The organism is Kibdelosporangium philippinense (genome assembly GCF_021390435.2).
Classification (GTDB): domain Bacteria; phylum Actinomycetota; class Actinomycetes; order Mycobacteriales; family Pseudonocardiaceae; genus Kibdelosporangium; species Kibdelosporangium philippinense.
Genome location: NZ_JAJVCN010000001.1, coordinates 1646469 through 1668959 on the forward strand (window position 1 = coordinate 1646469; position 22491 = coordinate 1668959).

The 22491-nt window shown below is 63.4% G+C and carries 18 protein-coding genes and 3 pseudogenes; 13 read left to right on the forward strand and 8 right to left on the reverse strand.

Annotation, left to right across the window (positions count from 1 at the left end; genetic code table 11):
* Positions 1-6: 6 nt before the first annotated feature.
* The gene (locus tag LWC34_RS07550; RefSeq protein WP_233724088.1) at positions 7-1422 is read left to right on the forward strand and encodes an aminotransferase-like domain-containing protein; all 1416 of its coding nucleotides are present in this window, start codon (positions 7-9) and stop codon (positions 1420-1422) included.
* On the opposite strand, the gene LWC34_RS07555 is transcribed toward LWC34_RS07550, so the two are convergent.
* The 5 genes from LWC34_RS07555 to LWC34_RS07575 form a co-directional block, all read right to left on the reverse strand.
* A complete protein-coding gene (locus LWC34_RS07555; RefSeq protein WP_233724090.1) occupies positions 1403-4369 on the reverse strand; it encodes a glycoside hydrolase family 2 TIM barrel-domain containing protein in 2967 nt (988 codons plus the stop codon). The genes LWC34_RS07550 and LWC34_RS07555 overlap by 20 nt on opposite strands.
* 9 nt (positions 4370-4378) lie before the next feature.
* Positions 4379-5206 (reverse strand): carbohydrate ABC transporter permease, encoded by an 828-nt coding sequence (locus LWC34_RS07560; RefSeq protein WP_233724092.1) that lies wholly within the window; start codon positions 5204-5206, stop codon positions 4379-4381.
* Positions 5203-6093 (reverse strand): carbohydrate ABC transporter permease, encoded by an 891-nt coding sequence (locus LWC34_RS07565; RefSeq protein ID WP_233724093.1) that lies wholly within the window; start codon positions 6091-6093, stop codon positions 5203-5205. Before LWC34_RS07565 ends, LWC34_RS07560 begins: the two co-directional genes overlap by 4 nt.
* Entirely contained in the window at positions 6093-7367 is a 1275-nt protein-coding gene (locus tag LWC34_RS07570) for an ABC transporter substrate-binding protein (protein WP_233724095.1), read from the reverse strand. Before LWC34_RS07570 ends, LWC34_RS07565 begins: the two co-directional genes overlap by 1 nt.
* A gap of 174 nt (positions 7368-7541) precedes the next feature.
* Positions 7542-8531, reverse strand: a complete 990-nt coding sequence (locus tag LWC34_RS07575; protein WP_233724096.1) for a LacI family DNA-binding transcriptional regulator — start codon at positions 8529-8531, stop codon at positions 7542-7544.
* 107 nt (positions 8532-8638) lie between these two features.
* On the opposite strand from LWC34_RS07575, the gene LWC34_RS07580 reads away from it, so the two are divergent.
* The 8 genes from LWC34_RS07580 to LWC34_RS07615 all read left to right on the forward strand — a co-directional run bounded on the left by LWC34_RS07580 (position 8639) and on the right by LWC34_RS07615 (position 15046).
* Positions 8639-9241 (forward strand): hypothetical protein, encoded by a 603-nt coding sequence (locus LWC34_RS07580; protein ID WP_233724097.1) that lies wholly within the window; start codon positions 8639-8641, stop codon positions 9239-9241.
* The gene (locus LWC34_RS07585) at positions 9238-9921 is read left to right on the forward strand and encodes a fibronectin type III domain-containing protein (protein WP_233724098.1); all 684 of its coding nucleotides are present in this window, start codon (positions 9238-9240) and stop codon (positions 9919-9921) included. Before LWC34_RS07580 ends, LWC34_RS07585 begins: the two co-directional genes overlap by 4 nt.
* Positions 9922-9935: 14 nt before the next feature.
* Positions 9936-10334, forward strand: a complete 399-nt coding sequence (locus LWC34_RS07590; RefSeq protein ID WP_233724099.1) for a type III secretion system chaperone family protein — start codon at positions 9936-9938, stop codon at positions 10332-10334.
* Positions 10335-11012: 678 nt separating this feature from the next.
* Positions 11013-11924 carry an MFS transporter gene (locus tag LWC34_RS07595; RefSeq protein ID WP_233724100.1) on the forward strand — a complete coding sequence of 304 codons (912 nt, stop codon included), beginning with the start codon at positions 11013-11015 and terminating at the stop codon, positions 11922-11924.
* Positions 11925-11953: 29 nt separating this feature from the next.
* A complete protein-coding gene (locus LWC34_RS07600; protein WP_233724104.1) occupies positions 11954-12193 on the forward strand; it encodes an MFS transporter in 240 nt (79 codons plus the stop codon).
* Between the two features lie 13 nt (positions 12194-12206).
* A complete protein-coding gene (locus tag LWC34_RS07605; RefSeq protein WP_233724105.1) occupies positions 12207-13085 on the forward strand; it encodes a LysR family transcriptional regulator in 879 nt (292 codons plus the stop codon).
* Positions 13086-13127: 42 nt separating this feature from the next.
* The gene (locus LWC34_RS07610; protein ID WP_233724107.1) at positions 13128-14183 is read left to right on the forward strand and encodes a tartrate dehydrogenase; all 1056 of its coding nucleotides are present in this window, start codon (positions 13128-13130) and stop codon (positions 14181-14183) included.
* The gene (locus LWC34_RS07615) at positions 14180-15046 is read left to right on the forward strand and encodes an alpha/beta fold hydrolase (RefSeq protein WP_233724108.1); all 867 of its coding nucleotides are present in this window, start codon (positions 14180-14182) and stop codon (positions 15044-15046) included. Before LWC34_RS07610 ends, LWC34_RS07615 begins: the two co-directional genes overlap by 4 nt.
* On the opposite strand, the gene LWC34_RS07620 is transcribed toward LWC34_RS07615, so the two are convergent.
* Complete coding sequence (locus LWC34_RS07620) at positions 15036-15386, reverse strand: YybH family protein (RefSeq protein ID WP_233724110.1); 351 nt, start codon at positions 15384-15386, stop codon at positions 15036-15038. The genes LWC34_RS07615 and LWC34_RS07620 overlap by 11 nt on opposite strands.
* Before the next feature lie 70 nt (positions 15387-15456).
* Here LWC34_RS07620 and LWC34_RS58730 point away from each other — a divergent pair.
* The 3 pseudogenes from LWC34_RS58730 to LWC34_RS07630 all read left to right on the forward strand — a co-directional run.
* A pseudogene (locus LWC34_RS58730) lies at positions 15457-15579 on the forward strand (LysR family transcriptional regulator); the annotation flags it as partial.
* A gap of 165 nt (positions 15580-15744) precedes the next feature.
* Positions 15745-16331: pseudogene (locus LWC34_RS07625) on the forward strand (LysR substrate-binding domain-containing protein).
* 225 nt (positions 16332-16556) lie between these two features.
* Positions 16557-17321: pseudogene (locus LWC34_RS07630) on the forward strand (glycoside hydrolase family 16 protein); the annotation flags it as partial.
* A gap of 259 nt (positions 17322-17580) precedes the next feature.
* On the opposite strand, the gene LWC34_RS07635 reads toward LWC34_RS07630, so the two are convergent.
* Complete coding sequence (locus LWC34_RS07635; RefSeq protein ID WP_233724114.1) at positions 17581-19401, reverse strand: M64 family metallopeptidase; 1821 nt, start codon at positions 19399-19401, stop codon at positions 17581-17583.
* A gap of 114 nt (positions 19402-19515) precedes the next feature.
* On the opposite strand from LWC34_RS07635, the gene LWC34_RS07640 reads away from it, so the two are divergent.
* Positions 19516-20124, forward strand: coding sequence for a TetR/AcrR family transcriptional regulator (locus tag LWC34_RS07640; RefSeq protein ID WP_233724116.1), 609 nt, complete (start codon positions 19516-19518; stop codon positions 20122-20124).
* Here LWC34_RS07640 and LWC34_RS07645 read toward each other — a convergent pair.
* A complete protein-coding gene (locus LWC34_RS07645; RefSeq protein WP_233724118.1) occupies positions 20099-22312 on the reverse strand; it encodes a discoidin domain-containing protein in 2214 nt (737 codons plus the stop codon). The genes LWC34_RS07640 and LWC34_RS07645 overlap by 26 nt on opposite strands.
* Positions 22313-22491 lie beyond the last annotated feature (179 nt).

Sequence of the window (22491 nt, forward strand, 5' to 3'; positions counted from 1 at the left end):
GGTTTGGTGACGAGACCGGATGACCTGGTTGCTCGGCTTGGCCGCTGGTCGGCTGGCCGCGGCCCGCTGTATCTGCTGCTCGCCGGGCGCATCCGGCGTCTGATCGACGAGGGCGAGCTGCAACCGGGCGCGCCGTTGCCCCCGGATCGCTCCTTGGCTTCGGCTCTCGCCGTTGGGCGTACGACCGTCGTGTCCGCGTACGACCTGCTGACGCAGGAAGGCCGGATTGTCCGGCGGCAGGGGAGTGGGACTCGGGTTGCTCCGGCTGCGTTGCAACCTGACCCGCAGCCTGATGCCGCGAACCCGTTGTTCATGCACCTGCTGGAACCGATGGGCAAGATCGTCCAGCTGACTTGTGCTGCGCCGAAGGCTATGCCTCGTGCCGTGACCGAGGCTTATAGTGCGGCGCTGGCCACCGAGATCACTGATGACACTGGCTATCATCCACTCGGCTACCACGGACTGCGTGTGGCACTCGCGAACCGTTTCACCGCACGGGGATTGCCTACCAAGCCTGGGCAGATCCTGGTGACTACTGGCGGCCAACAAGCGCTTGCTTTGCTTGCCAGGCTGTTCGTCGCGCCTGGGGACCGGGTTGTCGTTGAGACGCCGACGTATCCGGGCGCGCTGGATGCTTTCCGTGAGACCACGCCGTCCTTTTTGCCCGTGCCGGTTGGTGATGCCGACGGGTTGGTGCGCGCTATGCGGCGTCGGCCCGCGGCGGTTTACTTGATTCCCACGCATCACAATCCGACTGGATTGGTGATGTCCACTTTGACCCGTCAGCGGTTGGCTGCTTCGGCCTTGGAATTGGGCGTCCGGTTGATCGAGGATGAGGTGCTCGCCGACTTGAGTTTTGACGGGTCGTTGCCGCTTCCTATTGCCGCATATGGGCCTGCGGTGACGATCGGTTCGCTGAGCAAGGTCGTCTGGGGTGGACTGCGCGTCGGTTGGGTACGTGCTTCCGAATCGGTGATCATGCAATTGGCTCGGCACAAGGCTGTGCATGATTTGGGCAGTAACTACATTGGACAGGTCGCTGCGGCTTCCTTGGTGTCTTCTTTGGACACTTTGGGCGCTGCTCGGTCCTCGGTGTTGCTGTCGCAGCATTCGATGCTGTGTTCGGCTTTGCGGGAACACTTGCCTTCGTGGGAGTTCACTCCGGCTTCAGGCGGCCAGAGCCTGTGGGTCCGGTTGCCTTTTGGCGACGCCGTGTCATTTGCCCAATTGGCTTTGCGGCACGGTGTTGCCGTGTTGCCCGGCGGTGCGATGGACGCGTCGGGCGCCAGCAAGGACTATCTCCGGATTCCTTTCCTGGAACCCTCGGACGTTCTTGCTGGCGCCGTGGAGTCACTGGCCGCAGCTTGGCACGAGTACAGGCCTGGCGCTCCTGGGGAGTCGCTTACGACCCTAGTCGTGTGAAGGTCAGCTCGATGCTCGCTTTGTGTGCGTGCAGTTGGTATTGCGGCAGGACGCCTGGCCCGCAGGATGCCGTGCCAAGGCCGTTTTGCGCGATGTCCAGGTTCAGGTAGATCCAGTCGGTCGGTTCCAGGTCCGTTGTGTGCTTGGCTGCGTCAAGGTGTTCGCTTGTCCAACGCCTTGCGGTGAAATCGAAGTTTCCCGCGATCTTGATGCCTTCGGCTTGGTCGTTGGTGAGCTTTGCCCAGCGGACTTCTTTGCGGTTACCGTTTTCCTGTGGGAACACGTAGGGCGTCTGCATCTCGTCCACTGTGGACTTGTAACGGCCGATGGCTGAAGCTTGCTTGCTGTCCGCGTAGGCCTCGTTCGGGCCGCCGCCAAACCACTCGACGTTGCCGAATTCCTTGGGGATCGCCATCCTCAGGCCAAGGCGGGGCAGCGTGCATGGCCATTCGCCTTCTGGCTCGATGTCGACCTTGAGGTTCAGCGTGGTCTCGTCGCCTGTCCATGTGTAGGTGACGTGCATGCCGAACGCCCTTGCCGGTGGGGCGACCCGGGTTTTCCCCACTCCGTTTTCTTCGCTGATCAGCCTGTGCTGCAGGCGATGCAGGCCGTTCTTGCGCCAGATTTTTTCGTCGGACGGCTTGTCGTTCTCGGTTGGTGCTCGCCAGAGGTCCAGCTTGGGAGCTTGCATTGGGATTCCGCCGATGTGCTGCGGGGTTTCCACGGGTTCCAGGTTGTGACGGCGATATCCTTGCCCTTGCCCTTGCCCTTGCCCTTGCCCTTGCCCTTGCCCTTGCCCTTGCCCTTGCCCTTGCCCTTGCCCTTGCCCTTGCCCTTGCCCTTGCCCTTGCCCTTGCCCTTGCGGTTTCTGGCGGGCTTTGACGTTGAGTTGTCCCCATGCGATCGGGTGATTTGCGGTCGCCCAAGCCGTATCCTTGGCCAAGCTCGCGGTGACGGTCACCCATGACTCGCCATCGGTTTCCGGCATTTTCGGCAGCTCAAGGATCGTTTCCGCGCCGGGCCCGACGGTCGGCGTCGGCAGCATGCCCGAAGCGACCTCAACCCCGTCCTCCTCGAGTTTCCAACCGAAACTCAGCTGCTCAAGCCCGGAATAATCATAATGATTAGCCACAACAACTTTGAGGTTGTCCACAGCCTCCGCAGAACCCTTCTCGCCGCCCCCCACCCCCGATACGCTGGAAGCGGGACGCCCCCCGGGAAGGGCGGGGGCTGCCTGGGTGGCGGTTTCTGCTGGTGAGGGCGAGATTCGGACGGGTTCGAAGATCTTCTTGAGTTCGTGCAGGCCCGGGGAGGGCGTGCGGTCCGGGAAGACCAGGCCGTCGATCACGAAGCTGCCGTCGTGGATCGTCTCGCCGAAGTCGCCGCCATAAGCGAAGTACGGTCGGCTGTCGGCATCGACCTGACGGATGCCGTGGTCGAGCCATTCCCAGATGAAGCCGCCCTGGCATCGCGGGTACTTCTCGAAAAGCTCACGATATTCCAGCAAACCGCCGGGGCCGTTGCCCATCGCGTGCGCGTACTCGCACTGGATGAACGGCATCGTGGTCGTCCGGCCGATCTCGTCGACCTCGGCGTGCGAGGCGTACATCCGACTGTAGATGTCGACGTACTCGCAACCGGCGTCGCCCTCGTAGTGCACGGGCCGAGTCGAATCCCGCGAACGCGTCCATGCGGACATGGCGGCGAGGTTGCGGCCGGTGTGGGCTTCGTTGCCGAGGGACCAGATGATGATGCTGGGGTGGTTCTTGTCGCGCTCGACCATTCGCTTCATACGGTCGAGGTAGGCGTCTGCCCACTGTGGATCGTCGCTGGGATTGCGCGCCCAGCCGACCTCGGAGAAACCATGGGTTTCCAGGTCGCACTCGTCGATCACCCATAGCCCGTACTCGTCGCACAGGTCGAGGAAAGCCGGATCCGGCGGGTAATGGGAAGTCCGTACCGCGTTGATGTTGTGCTGCTTCATCAACAGTACGTCGGTCAACGCGGTCTCCAGTGGAACGGCCCGACCGAGCTCTGGGTGGTGTTCGTGCCGGTTGACGCCCTTCAGCAGGATCCGCTTGCCGTTGACCTTGAGTTCGCCGTCCTCAATGGTCACAGTTCGGAATCCGATGCGCAGCGGTACGCGTTCGTGGTCCGAAGCGAGATAACCCTCGTACAGTCGAGGAGTTTCGGCGGTCCACGGTTCGACAACGCCCGCGTCGATCGACGAGTCGGTGGACGCGCGCAGGATTCCCAGTTCTGGAATGGACAGCCATGCTGGACCGTCCACTTCGACCCGAATGTGGCCGCGGCCGGAGACGTGGTCGTAGTCCGCGCGTAGCCAGTAGTCGCTGATTCCGCCGGTTGGTCGGGCCAGCAGTGTCACGTCACGGAAGATGCCGGAGAGCCACCACATGTCCTGGTCTTCGAGGTAGCTTCCGGAAGACCATTGGTGTACGCGCACCGCGAGTACGTTTCCGTTTTCCCGCAAAAGGGAACCGACGTCGAATTCGGACGGCAACCGGCTTCCGCGGGTCACGCCCAACTCGGTGCCGTTGAGCCAGATCCGTCCACATGAGTCGATGCCGTCGAACCTCAGCACCACGGGCTGCGTGAGCCATGCGGCTGGCACGTCGAACGTCAGTCGGTAGTCACCGGTTGGATTGTCCGACGGCACATAGGGTGGGTCGACCGGGAACGGATATTGCACGTTCGTGTACGCGGGTTTGCCGAAGCCGTGCATCTGCCAGTTCGATGGGACGGCCAAAGTGGACCAGGCCGTGTCGTCGAACGAATCGTGCTCGATGCCTGATGGGGCTTCGGCTAATGAAGGTGAGAGGTGAAAACGCCAGTCCCCGTTGAGCCTTAACGATGGCGCGTCCGAGGAGAAGGCGGCGCGCGGTGGTAGCGCACCGTATCCCGGGGACACGTCGTCGATGTAGGACATGGTCACCTTTCAGCCTTTCACCGCTCCCGCGGCGATGTTCTTGATGAAGTGGCGTGCTCCGAACAGGAACACGATCAGCAGCGGAATCACTGCCATCAATGTTCCGGCCATGACGAGGCTGTAGTCGGCGCCGTAAAGGCCGTTCAACTGGTTCAACGCGACCTGCAAGGTCGTGTTGGTCGGGTCGACCATCACGATCAGCGGCCACAGGTAGTCGTTCCATGTTCCGACGAACGTGAAGATGCCAAGGAATGCCAGTGCTGGCCGCAGGATCGGCATCGCGACCGTCCAATAGGTACGGAAGAAACCCGCACCGTCCACTTTGGCCGCTTCGAGCAGCTCGTCCGGAATCGCTTGCGAGGCGTACTGGCGCAGCCAGAAGATGCCGAACGCGTTCGCGGCCGCCGGGACGATCAACGCCTGGAGGCCGCCGACCCAGCCGATCGATGCCATGATCGAATACTGTGGGATCGCCGAGAGCTGCGTCGGCACGACGAACGTGGCGAGCAGGATCGTGAACAGCAGATTCCGGCCGGGGAAGGCGTATTTGGCGAACGTGAAGGCCGCGAGCGAGTCGAAGAACAGCACCAGCACAGTTGTTCCGACCGAGACGATCACCGTATTGAGCAGCGCGCCGAAGAAGTCGATGCGGTTGAGCACTTCCTTGATGTTGTCGATCAGGTGCGTGCCGAACGTCAACTTCGGTGGTGTGGTGAAGATGTCCCCGGTGGTGTTGGTTGCCATCACCGCGAGCCAGTAGTACGGGAACAACACCACGATCGTACCGATCGCCAGCAGGATGCCGATGGTCAGCTTGCTGCGCAAGGTCGGGTTCACTTCTTCACCTCCGCCCGCTCAGGCCGGTTGATCAATCGCCAGTTGATGATCGCGAACAGCAACACGATCACGAAGATGCCCCAGGCGATCGCGGCGCCGTACCCGAAGTCGTTCTCGAGGAACGCCTGGTTGTAGAAGTACAGAACCATCGTCATACCCGCGTCTTCCGGTCCGCCGCGTTCACCGACAAGGATCTGCGCCTCGGCGAAGATCTGCAGGCCGTTGATCGCCGACATCACCACGGAGAACAACAACACCGGGCGCAGCAACGGAAGTGTCACCTTGAAGAACGTCTGAATTGGACCGGCGCCATCGATCTTCGCTGCTTCGTACATCTCCTGTGGGATCGCCTGAAGGCCGGCGAGGAAGATGATCGCGTTGTAGCCGACCCAGCGCCAGATGATCATCACCGAGATGGCGATCTTGATGCCCCACGGATCGGTCGACCACTCCACCGGGTCGAGGCCCAGCCAGGACATGAAGGCGTTGAGGATGCCGAACTCTGGCGAGAAGATCGAGCTGAACACAATGGACATGGCCACAATGGACGTCACGTTCGGCGTGAAGTACGCGATCCGGTACGCGCCTTTGAAACGCACCGCCGAGTTCAGTCCCACCGCGATCAGCAGCGCCAAGATCGTCATCGGCACCGTCGACATGATCCAGATGATGAAGGTGTTGCCGACCGAGTTCCAGAACTCGAGGTCGGTGACGAGGAACTCGAAGTTCGAAATGCCGATGAACTCGGTCGGCCCGATCCCGTCCCACCGCTGGAAAGCCAGGTACAGCGAGTACAGCACCGGATAGGCGCCGAACACCGCGAACAGGATGAAGAACGGCGAGATCGCCAGGTAGTGCGGCAGGTACTTCAGCCTTTTGCTTGGCATCAGAGCACTCCTCGCCGCTGCAGCAACCGGGTGATCGATCGTTGGGCGTCGCGCCACGCCTGCCCGGGATCCTTGCCCGCTGACTCCACATTGACCAGTTCGTCGGTGATGATGTTGCTGATGTCGATGTCCTGCGGGCTGAAGTAGGCCGGTTTGACCTCTTTGGCCGCCTGCCCGAAAACGTCCACTGTGACCTGTCCGCCGAAGAACGGATCCGGTTGGCGCATCAGCGGATCGTCGAACGCGCCAGGTGCGGAGGGGAACAGGCCAGCGTCCACATAGTGTCGGGCCTGGTTGGCCGGGCTGAGCACCCAGCTGACGATCTCGAACGCCTTCTGCGGATCGGCGCAGTGGCTGGTGAGCGCCATGAACGACCCACCTTGGTTGGCGGCGCCGCCGGGGCTGCGGCAGATTCGCCACGCGCCCGCCGTCTTCGGCGCGGATTCCTTGATCTCACCGGTGATCCAGGAGGCGTTGACCAAGCTCAGCTCTTTGCCGTTGCTCCACGCGGCATGCCGGTCGACCGAGCCCGACTCCTGCCCGGTGTCAACGAGTCCCGCGGTCAGTCCCTTGCGGACGGCGGTCAGCGCGCGATCCCACGCCAGTTGAACATGTGCTTGGTCGCCGATGTAGTGGTGTTGCCGGTCGAGGAACTTCTGTGGCTCCTGTGCGATCGAGTACGTGAACACCGTTTTGGCGTCGGTGATCATGTACCGGCCGGGCAGTGCCTTCTGAATCTCCTCGCTGAAGGCGAAGTACTGGTCCCATGTGGACACCGCGCGGGCGACGTCATCCGGCTCGCTCGGGAACCCGGCCTGCTGGAACAGGTCGTGCCGGTAGAACAACGCCGCGGGGCCGGTGTCGATCGGGAAGCCGAGCAGTTTGCCGTCCGGTGTGGTGCCTGCCTGCCACTTCCACGGCAGGTACTGGTCTTTGAACCGGTCCGCGCCCAGCGTGTTCAGGTCGATGAACTGGTCGGCGTCCTCGAAGTACCCGGCGATGTCGTCGTTGAGCATCGTGATGTCCGGGATGTACGCGTCGCCGGAGATCGCGGCAAGCAGCCGGTGCCGCAGGTTGTGGCCCACATTGGACGGATTGAACCGCGCGTCGGCGAACCGGGCCCTCGCCTCGTCGAGCACGTTGTCCGACAGACCACGCGTCCAGTACCAGAGCGTGAGCCTGCCAGGACTGGTGGTCTGCGGACTCGTACACCCCGCGAGCGCCAACAGTGACGCCCCTGCTCCGGCCAGGAATCCACGTCGATTCACGGCCACGAAATCACCTCCGGCCAGCGCTGCCCAGGCTTTCCGTGAACGGTCACGTGACCGGTCACGTCCGGCGAGTCTGAGCCGCGAGCGTCCCAATGTCAAGCATCACCGCACGTCACTGCTCGTGAGTGGTTATGCGGGTTAGAACACGCATAACCACTCACGAGGGATGATCAGGGGTTATGCGGAACCTCGCAGCATGAGCGTCGCCTTGATGGTCGCCGGTTGCGGCTTCGAGCCGCTGAGCAGCTGGCCGACCTGGTCGATCGCGATGGCACCGACCTCGCGGGTGTCGATCCGGACGCTGGACAGCGGTGGTTCGACCATGTTGCCGATCGCGAGGCCGTCGAACCCGATCACGGCGAAATCGGCGGGGACACGCCTGCCGAGCAGTCGCGCCTGGAACATCGCGCCGATCGCGATCACGTCGTTGTACGTGAAGATCGCGTCGAGCTCGGGATGCTTCTCGAGCATGCCCGCCATGGCGCGCTGCCCGCCCTCAATGGACTGGGGCGCTTCGCCGACGTACGTCGGCAAACCGTGTTCACGCATCGCGTCGCAGTACCAGCCGTAGCGGGCGCTTGGCTGGTGGTGGTGATCATGGTCGAGCATGCCGATCCGCTGCCTGCCAGTCGATGCCAGATGCGCGATCGCCGCGTGCACGCCTTCCTCGCCATCGACCCGGATCTCGCCGAAGCGCCCGCCGACTTTCGTGCGTCCTATCTGGACAACCGGCATTCCGCTGGTGTATTGGTCAATCACGTCGTCCGGCTGGCTGAAGTAGCCGACCACGGCGTCCACTTGGGAGCCGACCATGGCCAGAGTGGACAGTTCCTGGTGCTCGTCGTCGGCGGTGTCGTAGACCACGACGTGCCAGTCCTTGCGCCGCGCGGCTTCCAACGCGCCCGCCGCGACCTCGGTGAAGTACGGGTTCAACAGGTTCGGGATGACCAAGCCGACAGATGTGCTGTCCTGCCGGACAAGGCCGCGCGCGAACCGGCTCGGCCGATACCCAAGCCTTTTGGCCGTGTCGAGCACACGCTGCTTGGTCGCGCCGTCGATTTCGCCTTTGTCGTTCAGCGCGCGGGAGACCGTCTGGTACGACACCCCGGCCGATTTCGCGACATCGCGGATCGTGATCCGCTTGGGTGCGCCCGGCCCATCCGTCATTTCAACGACGTTAGCAGCAGGCGACGCGACACTCTTGCTTCGCAACGATCGGTGCCCTTACTCTGTTGTTCCCACCGCCTCTGGGAACCCTGCACCGGAGGACATCTGTGGCAAGAAAAACCCCCATTCTCGCCGCTGCGCTCGCGTCCGCTGGCAGCCTTGTGCTGTCCGCGCCCGCGGCCAACGCGCAGGTCGAAACTGGGCCGTGGAGTTCGTACAGCCCTGGATTCTCGGTCCAGCAGCAAGGGTGTGGCACGGTCAGCGGCCTGACCTTCAGCCTCAGCTGCACATCCACGAGTGGCGTGCAGCGCGCCGAGCGCCGCTACGACACGTACTGCGGTGGCGTGCGCCAGTTCCAGGGCACGTTCCGGATCAACAGCATGACCGGTGACCGCCTCAGCCTGAAGCAGACGTTCGGGCCGTCGGACGCCGACTTCATGCTCGCTGTGGACAGCGGCAGGCGGTTGTACTCGGTGCGCAACGGCGGAGCCACCATCTCGCCCGCCGGAACCGCACCGAACGGTCGGTCGGTCACGGTCAACACCGTTCACTCCGGGTCGACACACCGGATCTACATCAACGGCTCGCAACGGCTGTCGTACGCGGGCCTGAGCGGCTGCCACTACGACAAGTTCGGTGCCTACCGCACCGACAGCGGTCGCGGTGCGATCTCAGTGACCTGGAGCAACGTCAGGTTCTGGCAGCGGTGATCAAAAAGCTGGTAGTGGTGTCGCTCGTGGTGCTTGCCGGATGTTCGGCAAGCCCCACGGGCGATGCCCCGAACCTGACGGCAACCCTGCGAACCCCGATCACAATCGACCTGGCGTGGAAAGCGCCGGACACCGCGGCCGCTGGGCAAGTCGTCGAATACGCCAACGAGGAAAAAGGGGAGTACACGATCCTCGACTTCCTGCCGTTGACGCAAACGACCTATCAGCACAAGGACCTCATCCCACAGACGAAGTTCTTCTACCGGGTGAGGCCGTACTACGGAACCGCGTCTCCGGAGATCGCGCTGATCCTGCCACCCGGCGACATCACTGGAACCGAGTCCGAAGAAGGCATGCAGGCGTCGACCCGTCCAGGCCCACCCGCGCGCGCCACAACCCGTGACGCCCAAGGCGCGCCGACGGACTTCACGGTGACGATGTTGCACGCGAACGGCGTGAAGCTGACGTGGACAGACCACACGACCGATGAGGACGGCTTCCTCGTCGAGTTGAAGGCTGACGGGAAACCGGACTTCGTGAACGTCGCGATGGCTGACCCGAACGTGAACACCTTCGGCCTGATCACCCAGCCGGACGAGAAGAAAGCGACATATCGGGTGCGCCCCTACAAGTTCGGCGCGCCGACGAACATAGCCAAGCAGACAACGGGAGCCGCTTAGTAGAGTTCCGCCTCGTGGCAACGTGGGACGAACTGGCCGAGTACGTGCGGACAGAATATGAGGTCATCTCCGAGCAGCCGGGGGAGATCCGCCTGCTGTACACGTTCGATGAGGAAAGCGATCGAACCCAGGTGATGATCATTGCGCGGGAGGAGCTCGACCGGAAGTACGAATGGGTCCAGATCGCAACGCCGCTTGGCCTGGCGCGGAACGTGGATCTGCACGCGTTGCTCACGGCCATCGGGCACACGACTGTGTCGGGCGGCGCGGCGATCATGGGCGACCACATCGTGATCCGGCACTCGCTGCCACTCGAGAACCTGGACATCAACGAGTTCACCGACCCGTTGACGCTGATCGCGGGCGCGGCGGACGAGCTGGAATCAGAATTCTTTGGCGGCGACGAGTACTGAGCGGGCATACTCGCGGTTGTCCTGACGGCTGGCGAGGGGAGTCGAAGTGCGCATCGACATGGCAACGATCACCGCTTCGACACGAGGCCACTGAGGCAAAAAGCCCAGCTTTGCGGTCGAGGTTCTAGCTGGATCGAGGGCAGCTTGGTTGCCTGAAGGCCGAGCTCAGCGGTCAAAGAACCTAGCTGTGCGATCGAAGTCCTGGCTGGTTCGAGGGCGGCTTGGCTGGCTGAAGGCCGAGCTCAGCGGTCAAAGAATCCAGCTGTGCGATCGAAGCCCTGGCTGGTTCGAGGGCCGCTTTGCCGCCCGAAAGCCAAGCCCAGCGGTTAAAACCCCAGCTCTGCCAACGAATCGCCCGCAAAGCGGCCCCCGCCCTTCCCGGGGGGCACCCCGCCACGCCAGTCTATCGGGGGTGGGGGGTGAACTGCGGTTAGGTCGCGCGCGATGGGGATAACTCGTTGGCTGTGGACAACTTGGCTCCGTTGATCTTTGTGCGGGGCTCGGTGTCGATGGTTACCGCTAGGCTTGATTCCGGGGGCCGGAGGCCGATGTAGGGCTGGGGCCGCCGATCTAGGGCTGAGGCCGACCTGGGGCTTGGAGTCGACCTTCTGGCTTGAGCCGAACCTCGTGAACGAAGCGGTCGATTGTCCATGACCGTTTCCCATCCGAGGAGTTCCTGTGCGAGCCCGGATTTCCGCGCCCTCCGACTTTGCCAAGCTGTGGACCGCGTCGGCTGTTTCCAACATAGGCGACGGGGTGACGATCGCGGCTGGACCGCTGCTGGTCGCCCAACTGACTGAAAACCCAGCCTGGGTGGCCGGTGCCGCCTTCATGCAACAGTTACCGTGGCTGTTGTTCGCTCTGATCGGTGGTGCCTACGCGGACCGAGTCGACCGGCGCAAGCTTGTCGTCCAAGTCAACGTCCTGCGTGGCCTGGCACTCGCCGCGCTCGCGGCGACCACAGCGGCCGAAGTCGTCACCATTCCCATCATCTACACCATTTACTTCCTGCTCGGCCTTGGCGAGACATTCGCCGACACCGCCGTCGGAGCAATGCTGCCTGTGATTGTGCCCAAAGAAAAGCTGGCGTCAGCCAACGCAAAGCTGATGGCGACCTTCACCATCGGCAATCAATTCCTAGCAAAACCTTTGGGAGCATGGCTCTTCATCACCGCAGCGGCATTGCCTTTCGCGTTCGACGCGGTGAGCTTCCTGATCGCGGCAGCCCTGATTGCCGGTATCGCCAAGACGCCCGAACACCCCAAGAAACAAGCGGACGTCAAAGAGGGCATTCGCTGGCTGATGAACCATCGCGTGCTCAAAACCCTGGCCATCACCATGAGCCTGGCCAACGTAGTCTTCTGCGCGGCCTTTGCCATCTTCGTGCTTTATGCCCAACGACGGCTCGGGTTGAGCGAAGTCGGTTACGGCTTCCTCCTCACCACATTCGCCATCGGTGGACTGATCGGGACGACAATCGCACCGCGTCTGCAAAGAAAGGTTCCCAACCGAACCTTGCTGAGAACCGGCCTAATCGTCGAGACGCTCACGCACCTCACGTTGGCCATCACCGATAACTGGCTACTGTAGTCGCCGCCCTGACCCTCGTAATCTTCGGCGTGCACACAATGGTGTGGGGCGTCATTGTCGTCACGATGCGCCAGCGCGTTGTGCCCGATGGCCTGCTGGGCCGGGTTACGAGCGTCTACATGCTGCTCGACGTTGGAGGCGCGGCCCTGGGTTCGTTGCTCGGCGGCCTGTTCGCGCAGGCGCTCGGCGTGACGGCGCCGTTCTGGATTGGGGCGGGGGTGATGGTTCTGATCTGCGTTGCCGCGTGGCGGCCACTGCGTGCAGCGTGAATCATCGTCCAGCATGGACGCCAGGCAGTTGGAGTACTTTCTCGCGGTCGTCGACCACGGTGGAGTCAACCGGGCGGCGTCAGCCCTTTTCCTGACGCAGCCGTCGCTGTCCCAGGCGATCCGTGCGTTGGAGCGGGACCTTGGGCAGGAGTTGTTCCATCGCGTCGGCCGCCGGCTTGTCCTCACTGACGCTGGGCGTTCGTTGGTTGAACCGGCGCGGGACGTGATCAGGAGCCTGGCGGTCGCACGGGACAGCGTGTCGTCGGTCGCCGGGCTCGCCACCGGCTGCGTCGAGATCGCCTCGATGCCGTCACAGGCCGTCGAACCGCTGAGTGGGATGATCAAAGCGTTCACTGAACATCATCCAGGACTCCGGGTGACGGTCCGATCGGCGTTCACGGCGCCGGACGTGATCGAGATGGTCCGTACGGGCATCGCCGAAGTTGGCTTGCTGGGTACAAGCGAGGAGCCCGTCGCGGTCGGACTGACGATGAAGTTGTTGCGGCCACAGCGGTTCGTTGTTGTCGCACCGAACGGATCGTTTTCGAGACGGAAGGTGCTCAAACGTTCCGACTTGGACGGCCAGCGCGTGATCGTCGGCCAGATCGGGACCGGCATGCGCCGAGTCGTCGACGAGATGAGGGCGGATGGGATCGAGCTGACCGCGGTCGTCGAGTCGGAGCATCGGGAGTCGATCCTGCCGCTGGTGCTCGGCGGCGTTGGGCTGGCGGTTGTCACAGAATCGTGGGCGCCGTTGGCTCGGCAGGCGGGCGCCGACGTGCTCGATCTCGAGCCGGCCGCGTATCTGAACATCGCGCTGGTCAGCCGTAAGGCCTGGCTGAGCCCCGCGGCCGAGGCGTTTATAGGCATCGCCTATAGGTCTGGACGTTAATGTCACTTGGACGTGTCGCTCCGGAGGTGGTGCTATCGGACGATGACCACGCACCGCATCGCACTCATCCCCGGCGACGGCATCGGCCAGGAGGTGACGCCCGCGGCCTGCGCGATCCTCGACACCGTGGGCAAACGCCACGGCTACGAACTCACCTATGACACTTTCGACTGGTCGTGCGCGCGCTACCGCAATGTGGGCGCCATGATGCCCGGCGACGGCCTCGACCAGATCCGCCACCACGACGCGATCTTCCTCGGAGCTGTCGGCGACCCGGCTGTGCCCGATCACGTCTCGCTGTGGGGCCTGCTGATCCCGATCCGCCGCCAGTTCCAGCAGTACGTCAACCTCCGGCCGATCCGCGTGTTCGACGGCGTGCCGAGCCCGGTGCGCGCGGCCACGTCCGAGGTCGACTTCGTGGTGGTCAGGGAGAACGTCGAGGGGGAGTACAGCGAGATCGGCGGCCGGATGAACCGCGGCTTCCCGTCCGAGATGGCAGTTCAGGAAGCCGTGTTCACGCGCGCTGGCGTGACCAGGATCGTCGACTATGCCTTCACGCTGGCGCAAGGGCGCCGTCAGCACGTCACCTCGGCGACGAAGTCGAACGGAATCGTGCACACCATGCCGTTCTGGGACGAAGTCGTCGCCGAACGAGCGGGCGGCTTCCCGGACATCGCGTGGACGCAGGAACACATCGATGCGTTGTGCGCCAAGGTCGTTCTTGATCCAGCGCGGTTTGACGTGTTCGTCGCGTCGAACCTTTTCGGTGACATCCTCAGCGACCTCGCGGCGGCGGTCGCGGGCAGCATCGGCATGGCGCCAGCGGCGAACCTCAACCCCGAACGCGACTTTCCGTCCATGTTCGAACCTGTGCACGGCTCGGCTCCGGACATCGCGGGGCAAGGCGTGGCCAACCCGGTGGGCGCCGTGTGGACCGGCGCGATGATGCTGCGGCACCTCGGGCACACGGAGGCCGCGGATGAGATCGAGCAAGCGATTGCTTCAGTATTTGCCAAGACGAACCTGCGGACCCGTGACCTCGGCGGCACGGCAACCACCGCGCAGTTCGTCGACGCGTTGCTGGACATCCTGCCGTGAGGCTTCCCTTTGACTACCAGCAGATCGACGTCGGCGATGTGCGTGTCAACTGTGCGATAGGCGGTGTGGGGCCGCCAGTGCTGTTGCTGCACGGATACCCGCAGACGCACATCATCTGGCATCACGTGGCGCCAATTCTCGCCAACGACTTCACTGTGATCGCAACGGATCTGCGTGGTTACGGGGACAGCTCGAAGCCCGTGCCGAGTCCATCCAATGTGGAGTATTCAAAGCGTGCGATGGCCGATGATCAGCTTGGCGTGATGCGGCAGTTGGGTTTCTCGGAGTTTCATGTCGCCGGGCACGACCGGGGTGGCCGAGTCGGGCACCGGCTGGCGCTCGATCACCCCGAAGCCGTGAAAGCCTTGGCAGTGCTGGACATCGTACCGACCAGGTACACGTTCGAGCACGCGGACAAGCAGTTCGGCCTCGGCTATTTCCACTGGTTCTTTTTGGCCGCGGGCAACGGGATTCCCGAGCGTCTGATTGGGCAGGACCCTGAGTTCTGGATCAAGGCGCGGATGACCAGCAGGCACGGCGGCGGCACGCCGTTCGAACCGGCGGCGATCGACGAGTACGTGCGATGTTTCTCCGATCCCGCGGCGATCAGCGCGTCATGTGCCGATTATCGCGCCGCGGCAACGATCGACCTCGAGCACGACGCCTCCGGCGGCACGGTATCCATGCCATTGCTCGCTTTGTGGGGCGAGCACAGCTTTGTCGGACAGACCTACGACGTGCTTGCGGTCTGGCGCTCGTACGCCGATCGGGTTGAGGGCATGGCGTTGCCAAGCAACCATTACCTCCCGGAGGAAGCGCCGCAGGAAACCGCTGCGGCGCTTCAGAAGTTCTTCACTTCGTAGCCCGTTCCGGCCGGTCGAGGATACGCAGCCAGGTCCCGTCGGGTTGCCGACGCGCGACCTGGGTGCGTCCACCGGTGCCGTCCGCTGGCACGGTCGCGGTCAGCGCGATGTCGCCGCTGATCAGCGTCGGCAGCGGTTGCTCCACTGTGAACTGCGGGCGTGCGGCGACCAATTGCTTGAGCACCGCACGGATCGCGTCACGACCGACCGTTGGGTTGCCTGCGGGGAAGTCGAGGACGGCGTCTTCGGCGTACAGCTCGGCCATGCTGTCGGCGTCGCCTGCGTTTGCGTACTCGACGAACAGCCTGGCCAGGTCTTCTGGGTTCATTGCCTTCTTCATGACTTCAGCGTGCGCCCGGATCAGCTAGAAGTCCAAGAGCTAGATCGTCTAGAAGCTAGAATCGTTGGTTATGGAGCTCAGGCAGCTGGCGTACTTCGTCGCGGTGGTCGAGGAAGCGAATTTCACCAGGGCGGCGGAGCGGATGCACGTGGCGCAGCCCGGGATCAGCGCGCAGATTCGCCAGCTGGAAAAGGAATTCGGCCATCAGCTGCTCGACCGGTCCGGCCGTACTGTCCGGCTGACTGAGATGGGCGCCGCGGTTTTGCCGCACGCCAGGGCGGCGTTGCAGGCTGTGGATGGGGCGAAACTGGCCGTCGACGAGCTGGCGGGGCTGGTGCGCGGGCATCTGGCGATCGGCATGGTCACGTCACATCCCGTCGACATTCCGGCTTTGCTGGCGCGGTTCCACGACGACTTCCCGGCCGTGGAGATCTCGCTGGTCGAGACCAATTCCGGCACGCTCGTCGATGATCTTCACGCCGGGCGTCTTGACGTGGCGATCGTCGGGCTCGCGGCGGATCTGCCTGGTCTGGACCTGCACATGCTTTCCGACGAGCGCCTTGTAGCCGCGGTCGGCCGTGACGATCCACTCGTGAAGGTCAAGCGGATGCCGATCACGGACCTGCGTGACCGGCCGCTGATCTGTCTTCCCGGCGGGACAGGCATCCGCGCGATTCTGGAAAACGCCTGTACCGCAGCGGGTTTCCGGCCTCGGGTGGCGTTCGAGGCGGGGATGCCGTCCGTTTGGCCGATCTTGCCGCGAATGGGCTCGGGGTCGCGATCTTGCCGCAGTCGCTGGTACGGAATCGGTCTGACTTGCACGCGATCGCCGTGACCGGCGCTGAGCTGCGTGGACGACTGGCATGGGCGTGGCGGGCAGGAGGCCCGCTGAGCCCGGCAGCGCGGGTCTTTGTCGAGTTGATCTCAACGACGGACAACTTGTGAGAGCGCTCCCCTTGCCCTGAGTGGTCTGGACCGCCATACTTTGTTGGCTGCCACAACAAATCGTGTCCTGGACGCGATCCCTGCGCTTTCGTTGTGTCATCGGGGTTTTTCGCGTGCCAGTGCGCCGCCGGGAAGTCCAGAAGAGAGGTGACAACGATGTCCAAACCCTTCTCCCGAATATCACGCGTTGTGGTCATTGCCGCGATGGCCGTCGTGTGCGGGCCGATGACACTTGTCCAATCGGCCGGTGCCGACGTCGGCATCGCGGCGACGACGTTCGCCGACGAGTTCAATGGTGCGGCGGGAACCGCTGTCGACACTCGCAAGTGGAACATGGAAGTCGGCGACAACGTCAACAACCACGAGCGGCAGTACTACACCAACCGCACGGCCAACGCGGCCATGAACGGCCAGGGCCAACTGGTGATCACCGCCCGCAGAGAGAACCCGGGCAACTACAACTGCTGGTACGGCCGGTGCACGCACACTTCGGCCCGGCTCAACACGTCCGGCAAGTTCAGCCAGACGTACGGCACCTTCGAAGCACGGATCAAGATGTCACACGGCCAAGGGATGTGGCCGGCGTTCTGGTTGCTTGGCAACGACATCGGCCAGGTCGGCTGGCCAGCCTGCGGCGAGATCGACATCATGGAGAACATCGGCCGCGAACCGAACACCGTTCACGGCACGATCCACGGCCCCGGATACTCGGGCGCAGGCGGGATCGGCGCGGCTTTCAACGGCCCGCGTTTCGCTGACGGTTTCCACACGTTCCGGCTGGAATGGTCGCCAAACCTGCTGGTGTGGAAGGTCGACGGGCGCGAGTTCCAGCGTCGCACCCCTGCTGACCTCGGTGGACGGCGTTGGGTCTTCAACAAGCCGCACTTCGTCATCCTGAACCTCGCCGTCGGCGGCTACTGGCCAGGCGATCCCAACAGCAGCACGCCTTTCCCGAACACCCTCACGGTGGATTACGTGCGAGTGACCAACTAGCGCTCGCCGGGGTGTGTCCTCGGCTTTGCAATGGGGCAGTCGAGGGCACACTCCACCACCAGGTATTCAGAAAAGCCGTGTCCACCGTTCCAGCACACCGTGTCCACCGTTCCGGAACATCGTGTCCACCGTTCCGACACTGTGAAATTCCCCGTCCGCTCGTCAGCGTGTATCTCGCTGTGCCGGAATGGTCATTTCAGTGTGCCGGAATGGTGGACACGGTGTGTCGCAATGGTGGACACGGCGTTTGGTTCTACTATGGACGGTTTAGTGTGACGATGAACTTGCCTGCCTCGCCGATGTTTCCTGCTGGGTCGACGGCGCGGTATTCGATCGTGTGCCTGCCGTATCCCGGTGGGACATCGTCCCATGGGGACAGTCGAGGTGTGCCGAGCTTGCCGTACACCAGGTTGTCGATGTTCGTGCCCTCCGCGGTGAACAGGAAGGGCGCGTTGGCGTCCGTCGGCCAGCCGAAGTAGTTGTACCATCCGTCGCCGTTGACACGGAATTCCATGATCCCGGCGCCAGGTGTGTCGTCTGTGGACGTCAGCTTCATCGTGAATGGACCGTCGAAGACGTACTCCGGCGGCTGGCCGGGCCGGTTGACCGTGCTGACCGGTTTGGACAGTTCGAACTTGGCGGCCGGGTCGGTGGCGTCCACCTTCCAGGTCAACGTCTTGCCGGGAATCGATGCCGTGAGCGTGTGGGATCCCTTGAGCGGCAACCGCTTCAGCTCGAAGTCACGGTCGTTGCCCGGCGTCGGCACCCTGCGGCCGTCAACAGCCCATGAGACTTCCGCGGGCTTTGACGTCTCGACGTACACGACGTCCTCATTGCTCACCGGCCGATCGGTCGGCGTCGACGAGGTGAACACCAGGGGAGTGGTGTCCGGCGGTGTCTTGATCGTTGTGTCCACTGTCCATGTGCGAGTCTTGGTCAGCGCGGTGCGAATGGCCGGATCACGCACGAACGGCGTCGGATCGACCACTGTCGCCGTCAGTGTGTGCTTTCCGGGGCTCATCCGGACCTGCCGCAGATCGACACTGCGGGCGCCGTTGGTCGGCAAGTCGCGATTGTCCAGGCGCCAGGTCACATTCAATGGGTGCCCGACCGGGTGCAGGGTTTCCACGAAGACCGCGCGATCGGCACCGATGGGCGCCGTGTTCGGTGTTCCACCCTGCAGAATCGATGTCTTGCCGGAGATTCGCTGGGTCATCCGCTCGCGGCTGATCTGGTCGAAGTAGTACCCGAGCGACTTCATCATCGAGTGCTTGCTTGGCCGCCAGACACCGGTTCCGCTGTACAGGCCGCCTTCGTACCGGTCGATCGTGCCACCGGATTCACTCGGTTCGCCGAGCCACCGCCACCATTTCGTGCGCTGCGCGCGCATCTGTTGGGGTGTCAGCAAAGAATGGTGAATCGACGGCGGTTCGGCGCCGGTGTACCGATCACCGCGCACGCCACGGGAGTAGTAGTCGTATTCGTCATCAAGGTCGCCCAGAGAGTGACCGAGCTCGTGCGGCGTGATCAACGCGGAGAGCGCGTTCCCACCAGAGGCTGTGGCGTACACACCGCCAGCACCGCCATAAGTATTGCTGTTACCAATCGCCAGCAGCTGACGGTTTCCCGAGTTCGTACCGGTCACGAGATTGGCGTACTGAGTCAATGCCGCGTTGTTCACAGTTAACAGCCGCTGCACGCTCGCTGCATTGCAGCCGCCCCAGAAACCCATGCCCAGCGGCGTGTTGCGGCGCGGCGAAGTCAGGTCCGGGTCGCAGCTCACGCCGGACTCGGCTGATGGCACTTCGACCGAATAGACGTTGAGATAACTACGGTATGTCTTGAATGGCTCAAGGGTGAGCAACACGTTCACATGCCGGTCCACGTGTTCCCGGAACTTCGGCATCTCCGCTGCGGTGTATCCGTCGCCGACAATCACGATGTTGAAGCGTTTGGCCGGGTCGCCGGTGATCCGGACCGGGACGACGGTCGCGGCTTCGGCATTCGCCGGAGCCGGTAACGCCACCAGGAAAGGGATCACGACGACACCCGCGGTTACGAGCGCACGTCTCCACATGTGCCCGCACGCTATGCAGGGCCGCTCACCCTTGTGCAGAGCCGAAAGTCGCGAATTCGACTGATCGTCGCCGATTGGCCGTGAACTGCTGTTCCCGCAGGTTATGCTCTTGTGGTGGCGCGTGTCCCTGCAGAACAACGTCGCCGGCAGTTGCTCAGTGCTGCCTTGCGGGTGGTCGCTACGGAGGGCGTGGCTGCCGCGAGCACCCGCCGGATCGCAGGCGAGGCCAAACTTCCGCCTGCCGTCGTGCACTACTGCTTCCGTTCGATCGAAGACCTGCTCGATGCTGTGACGGCGTTGCTGTTCGGCGAAATGGCCGAATCCGCGGCGGTCGCCCTGCGGGTGCAAGGCGGAGTCGAGCCGTCGATCAAGGCGGCGTTGCACGGGCTTTGGGCGCCGTACCGAGCGGATCCGGCGCGATACAAGGCAGTGTTCGATCTGGTTCAGTACGCATTACGCCGACCTTCGGCGACCATGATCGTCCGTGCGTACGAGGACCGGATTTGTGGCCTCGCCGAACGTTTCCTGCTCGACGTGGCCGAGCGCAACAATACGACATTGCGGGACCCGGCCGAGGTGATCGGCCGGGTCCTGCTTTCCACTGTGGACGGCGTTGTCCTCGCGTGGCTGATTGATCGGGACGATGCCAAGACCGAGGCCGCACTGGATTGGCTCGCGACCTCGATCGCGGCCGGGATCACGGATAATTCGGCACGTAGCTGACTTGGTTCGCGAGGTTGGCCACGGCGCCGGTGTCATTGACGACCCGGTTGATCGTGCCGACGCCGCCGAGGGAAACCGATACCAGGCCATGGAATCGCACGCCTGGCGTGTTCGGCACTTCGAACGACCGGCTCGCCACCACACCCGGATTGACGTTGAAGTAGCAGTAACTGCCGACGCCCCAAGCCTCGTGCGTTGTCACCGAATTGGCGACCTTGTACGCGGCCCATCCTTGTGTTCCACCACCGGGTGATCCCCATTGCGCCTGATTGGGCGGGTCGTAAGGCATCTCGTTCTGGAAGAAGTACGTCCGCCCGCCATTGCCGTTCCAGATCACCTGGTACTGCTGATAATGCTCGACGAAAAGGCCGTACATCGTGACGTTGTTGCCGTTGACGACCAAACCGTTCGCGGCGGTGTTCTGGTCCCACCCGATGCCGTCGCCGTGATCACCGCGCCACAACCAGAGATGGTCGCCGATCACGTTGTGACTGTTGATCCGCAGGCTCGTCGACGCCTTGCCCACGCCAGGGCCGCCGATACGGAAGAACACGTCGTGCAACGAGGTCGGATTGGCGCTGTGATTGGCGGTCGATCCGGCCGGGCCAACCTCCATCAGCACCGGTGAATTCGTCGGACCGGCGTCAATCAGCAGACCGGCGACCTTCACACCGTCCACATCGGCCACGGTGATCGCGGGCAAACCGGTCCGTGGCGTCAAAGTAGCCAGGCCGAGGCCGAGGATGACGGTGTTGGGCCGCGTCACCCGGATCGTGTCGTTGAGGTTGTACACGCCAGGCGTGAACAACAGGTGCTTTCCTTGTGCCAGCGCGGCATTGATCGTGGCGACCGGTGAACTGGGCTGCACGACGTAGAACTGGCTCAGCGAAGTCGACTGACCCGCCGGGTTTCCGCTAGCCCACGAGGTGCCGCGGGCGTTCTGGCGTAACGCGGGAACGAACACGTTGTAGTTGCCAGCGGCGTCGAAGTAGAGGAACGGCTTCTCCCGGATCACCGGCGTGTTCGCGACGACGGTGTGCGACGGGTTCGGGAAGTTCTGGGGCGGCGACCCGTTCGCGCCCACGAACACCATGTTCCACACCGACCCGGACCAGCCGCCATTGAGATCCGAGTTGCGGGTCAGGAACTGTTGCTGCGAGCCGGATTCCACCAGCCCGTCGATCCGTGAGTCAGCGAACAGGCCGCCGCTGGCCCAGCCCATGTAGCCATCCCACAGCTGGACCTGGCCGCGCAGGTGCATCCGCCGGTAAGGGGCGGCCTGCGCGACAGCCCACCGCTCGATCTGACCGGCGGGCAGCGTAACCGACATGTTTTCGGCGGCACGCCAGAAGTTCTGCGTCGCGTTGCCCTTGTAGTTCGGGTCCTCGCCCTGCTGCAGCCAGTCGGCCTCGACCCGGACATGCCCGTTGAGGTTGACCTGGTCCGGCAGTAGCCCAAGCCCGGCGACCTGGGTGTAGAACCGCAGATTGACATCGGCGTTGTAGGTGCCAGGTTTGAACAGAACGGCGTACCGCTGCGGCCCGAACTGGTTGGTGTGCATCTGCGTCGCGATGGCGTTGAGCCGGTTCTGAATCTCGCTCTGCGGAGTGGACGGGCTGTAGATGAACGTGTTCGGCCCGAAGTTGGGGTTCCGCGGATCCGTTGGCGGGACAGTAGGATCGGTTGAACCGTCGTCGACGTTGACGCTCAGCTCCCACAGCGAGTGGCCCCATGCGGTTGCTCGGGCGGTCCCGTTGATCCTGACATAGCGGGCGGTCCCGACGACATCGATTGACTGATTTCCGCCAGTGCTCGCCGTCGTGGAATAGGCGTTGTTCCAAGTCGTGCCGTTGGTGGAGAGCTGAACCTGGTACGCGCTGGAATAAGCGGCCTCCCAACTCAACCCAACCCGGCACACGGCGAGCGCCGAACCAAGGTCGACCTGAATCCATTGCGGGTCGGAGAAAGCGCTGGACCAACGGGTGCCTGTATTGCCGTCAACGGCCGCACTCGCTGGCGTACCAGCGTTTTCGGTCGAGGAGGCGGTGGCAGGACGGTTGAGTGCGGCGTTGGCCGTGCCGCACGCGGCCGAGGCTTGGTTGGCGGTGATGATCAGGGTGAACGTGCTGAGCAAGGTGACCGTCGCTGCCGCGAGAGCGGATAAGCGACCAGGCCGGGACGACTTCATCTGCCTGCCTCTCGTCGTCGGGAGGTTTATGCAGCGTGTGCAGGGTTGATCGATACAGAGAGCGCTCTCCCGGTATGGCTCCGGAACCGGTTACGGGGATGTGTGGAGTTAACAACGCGGAAATCCGCCAGTCAAGGGGGTGGGCGGGGAAACGCTGTAGCTGCAAGGCTTTCGTGGCT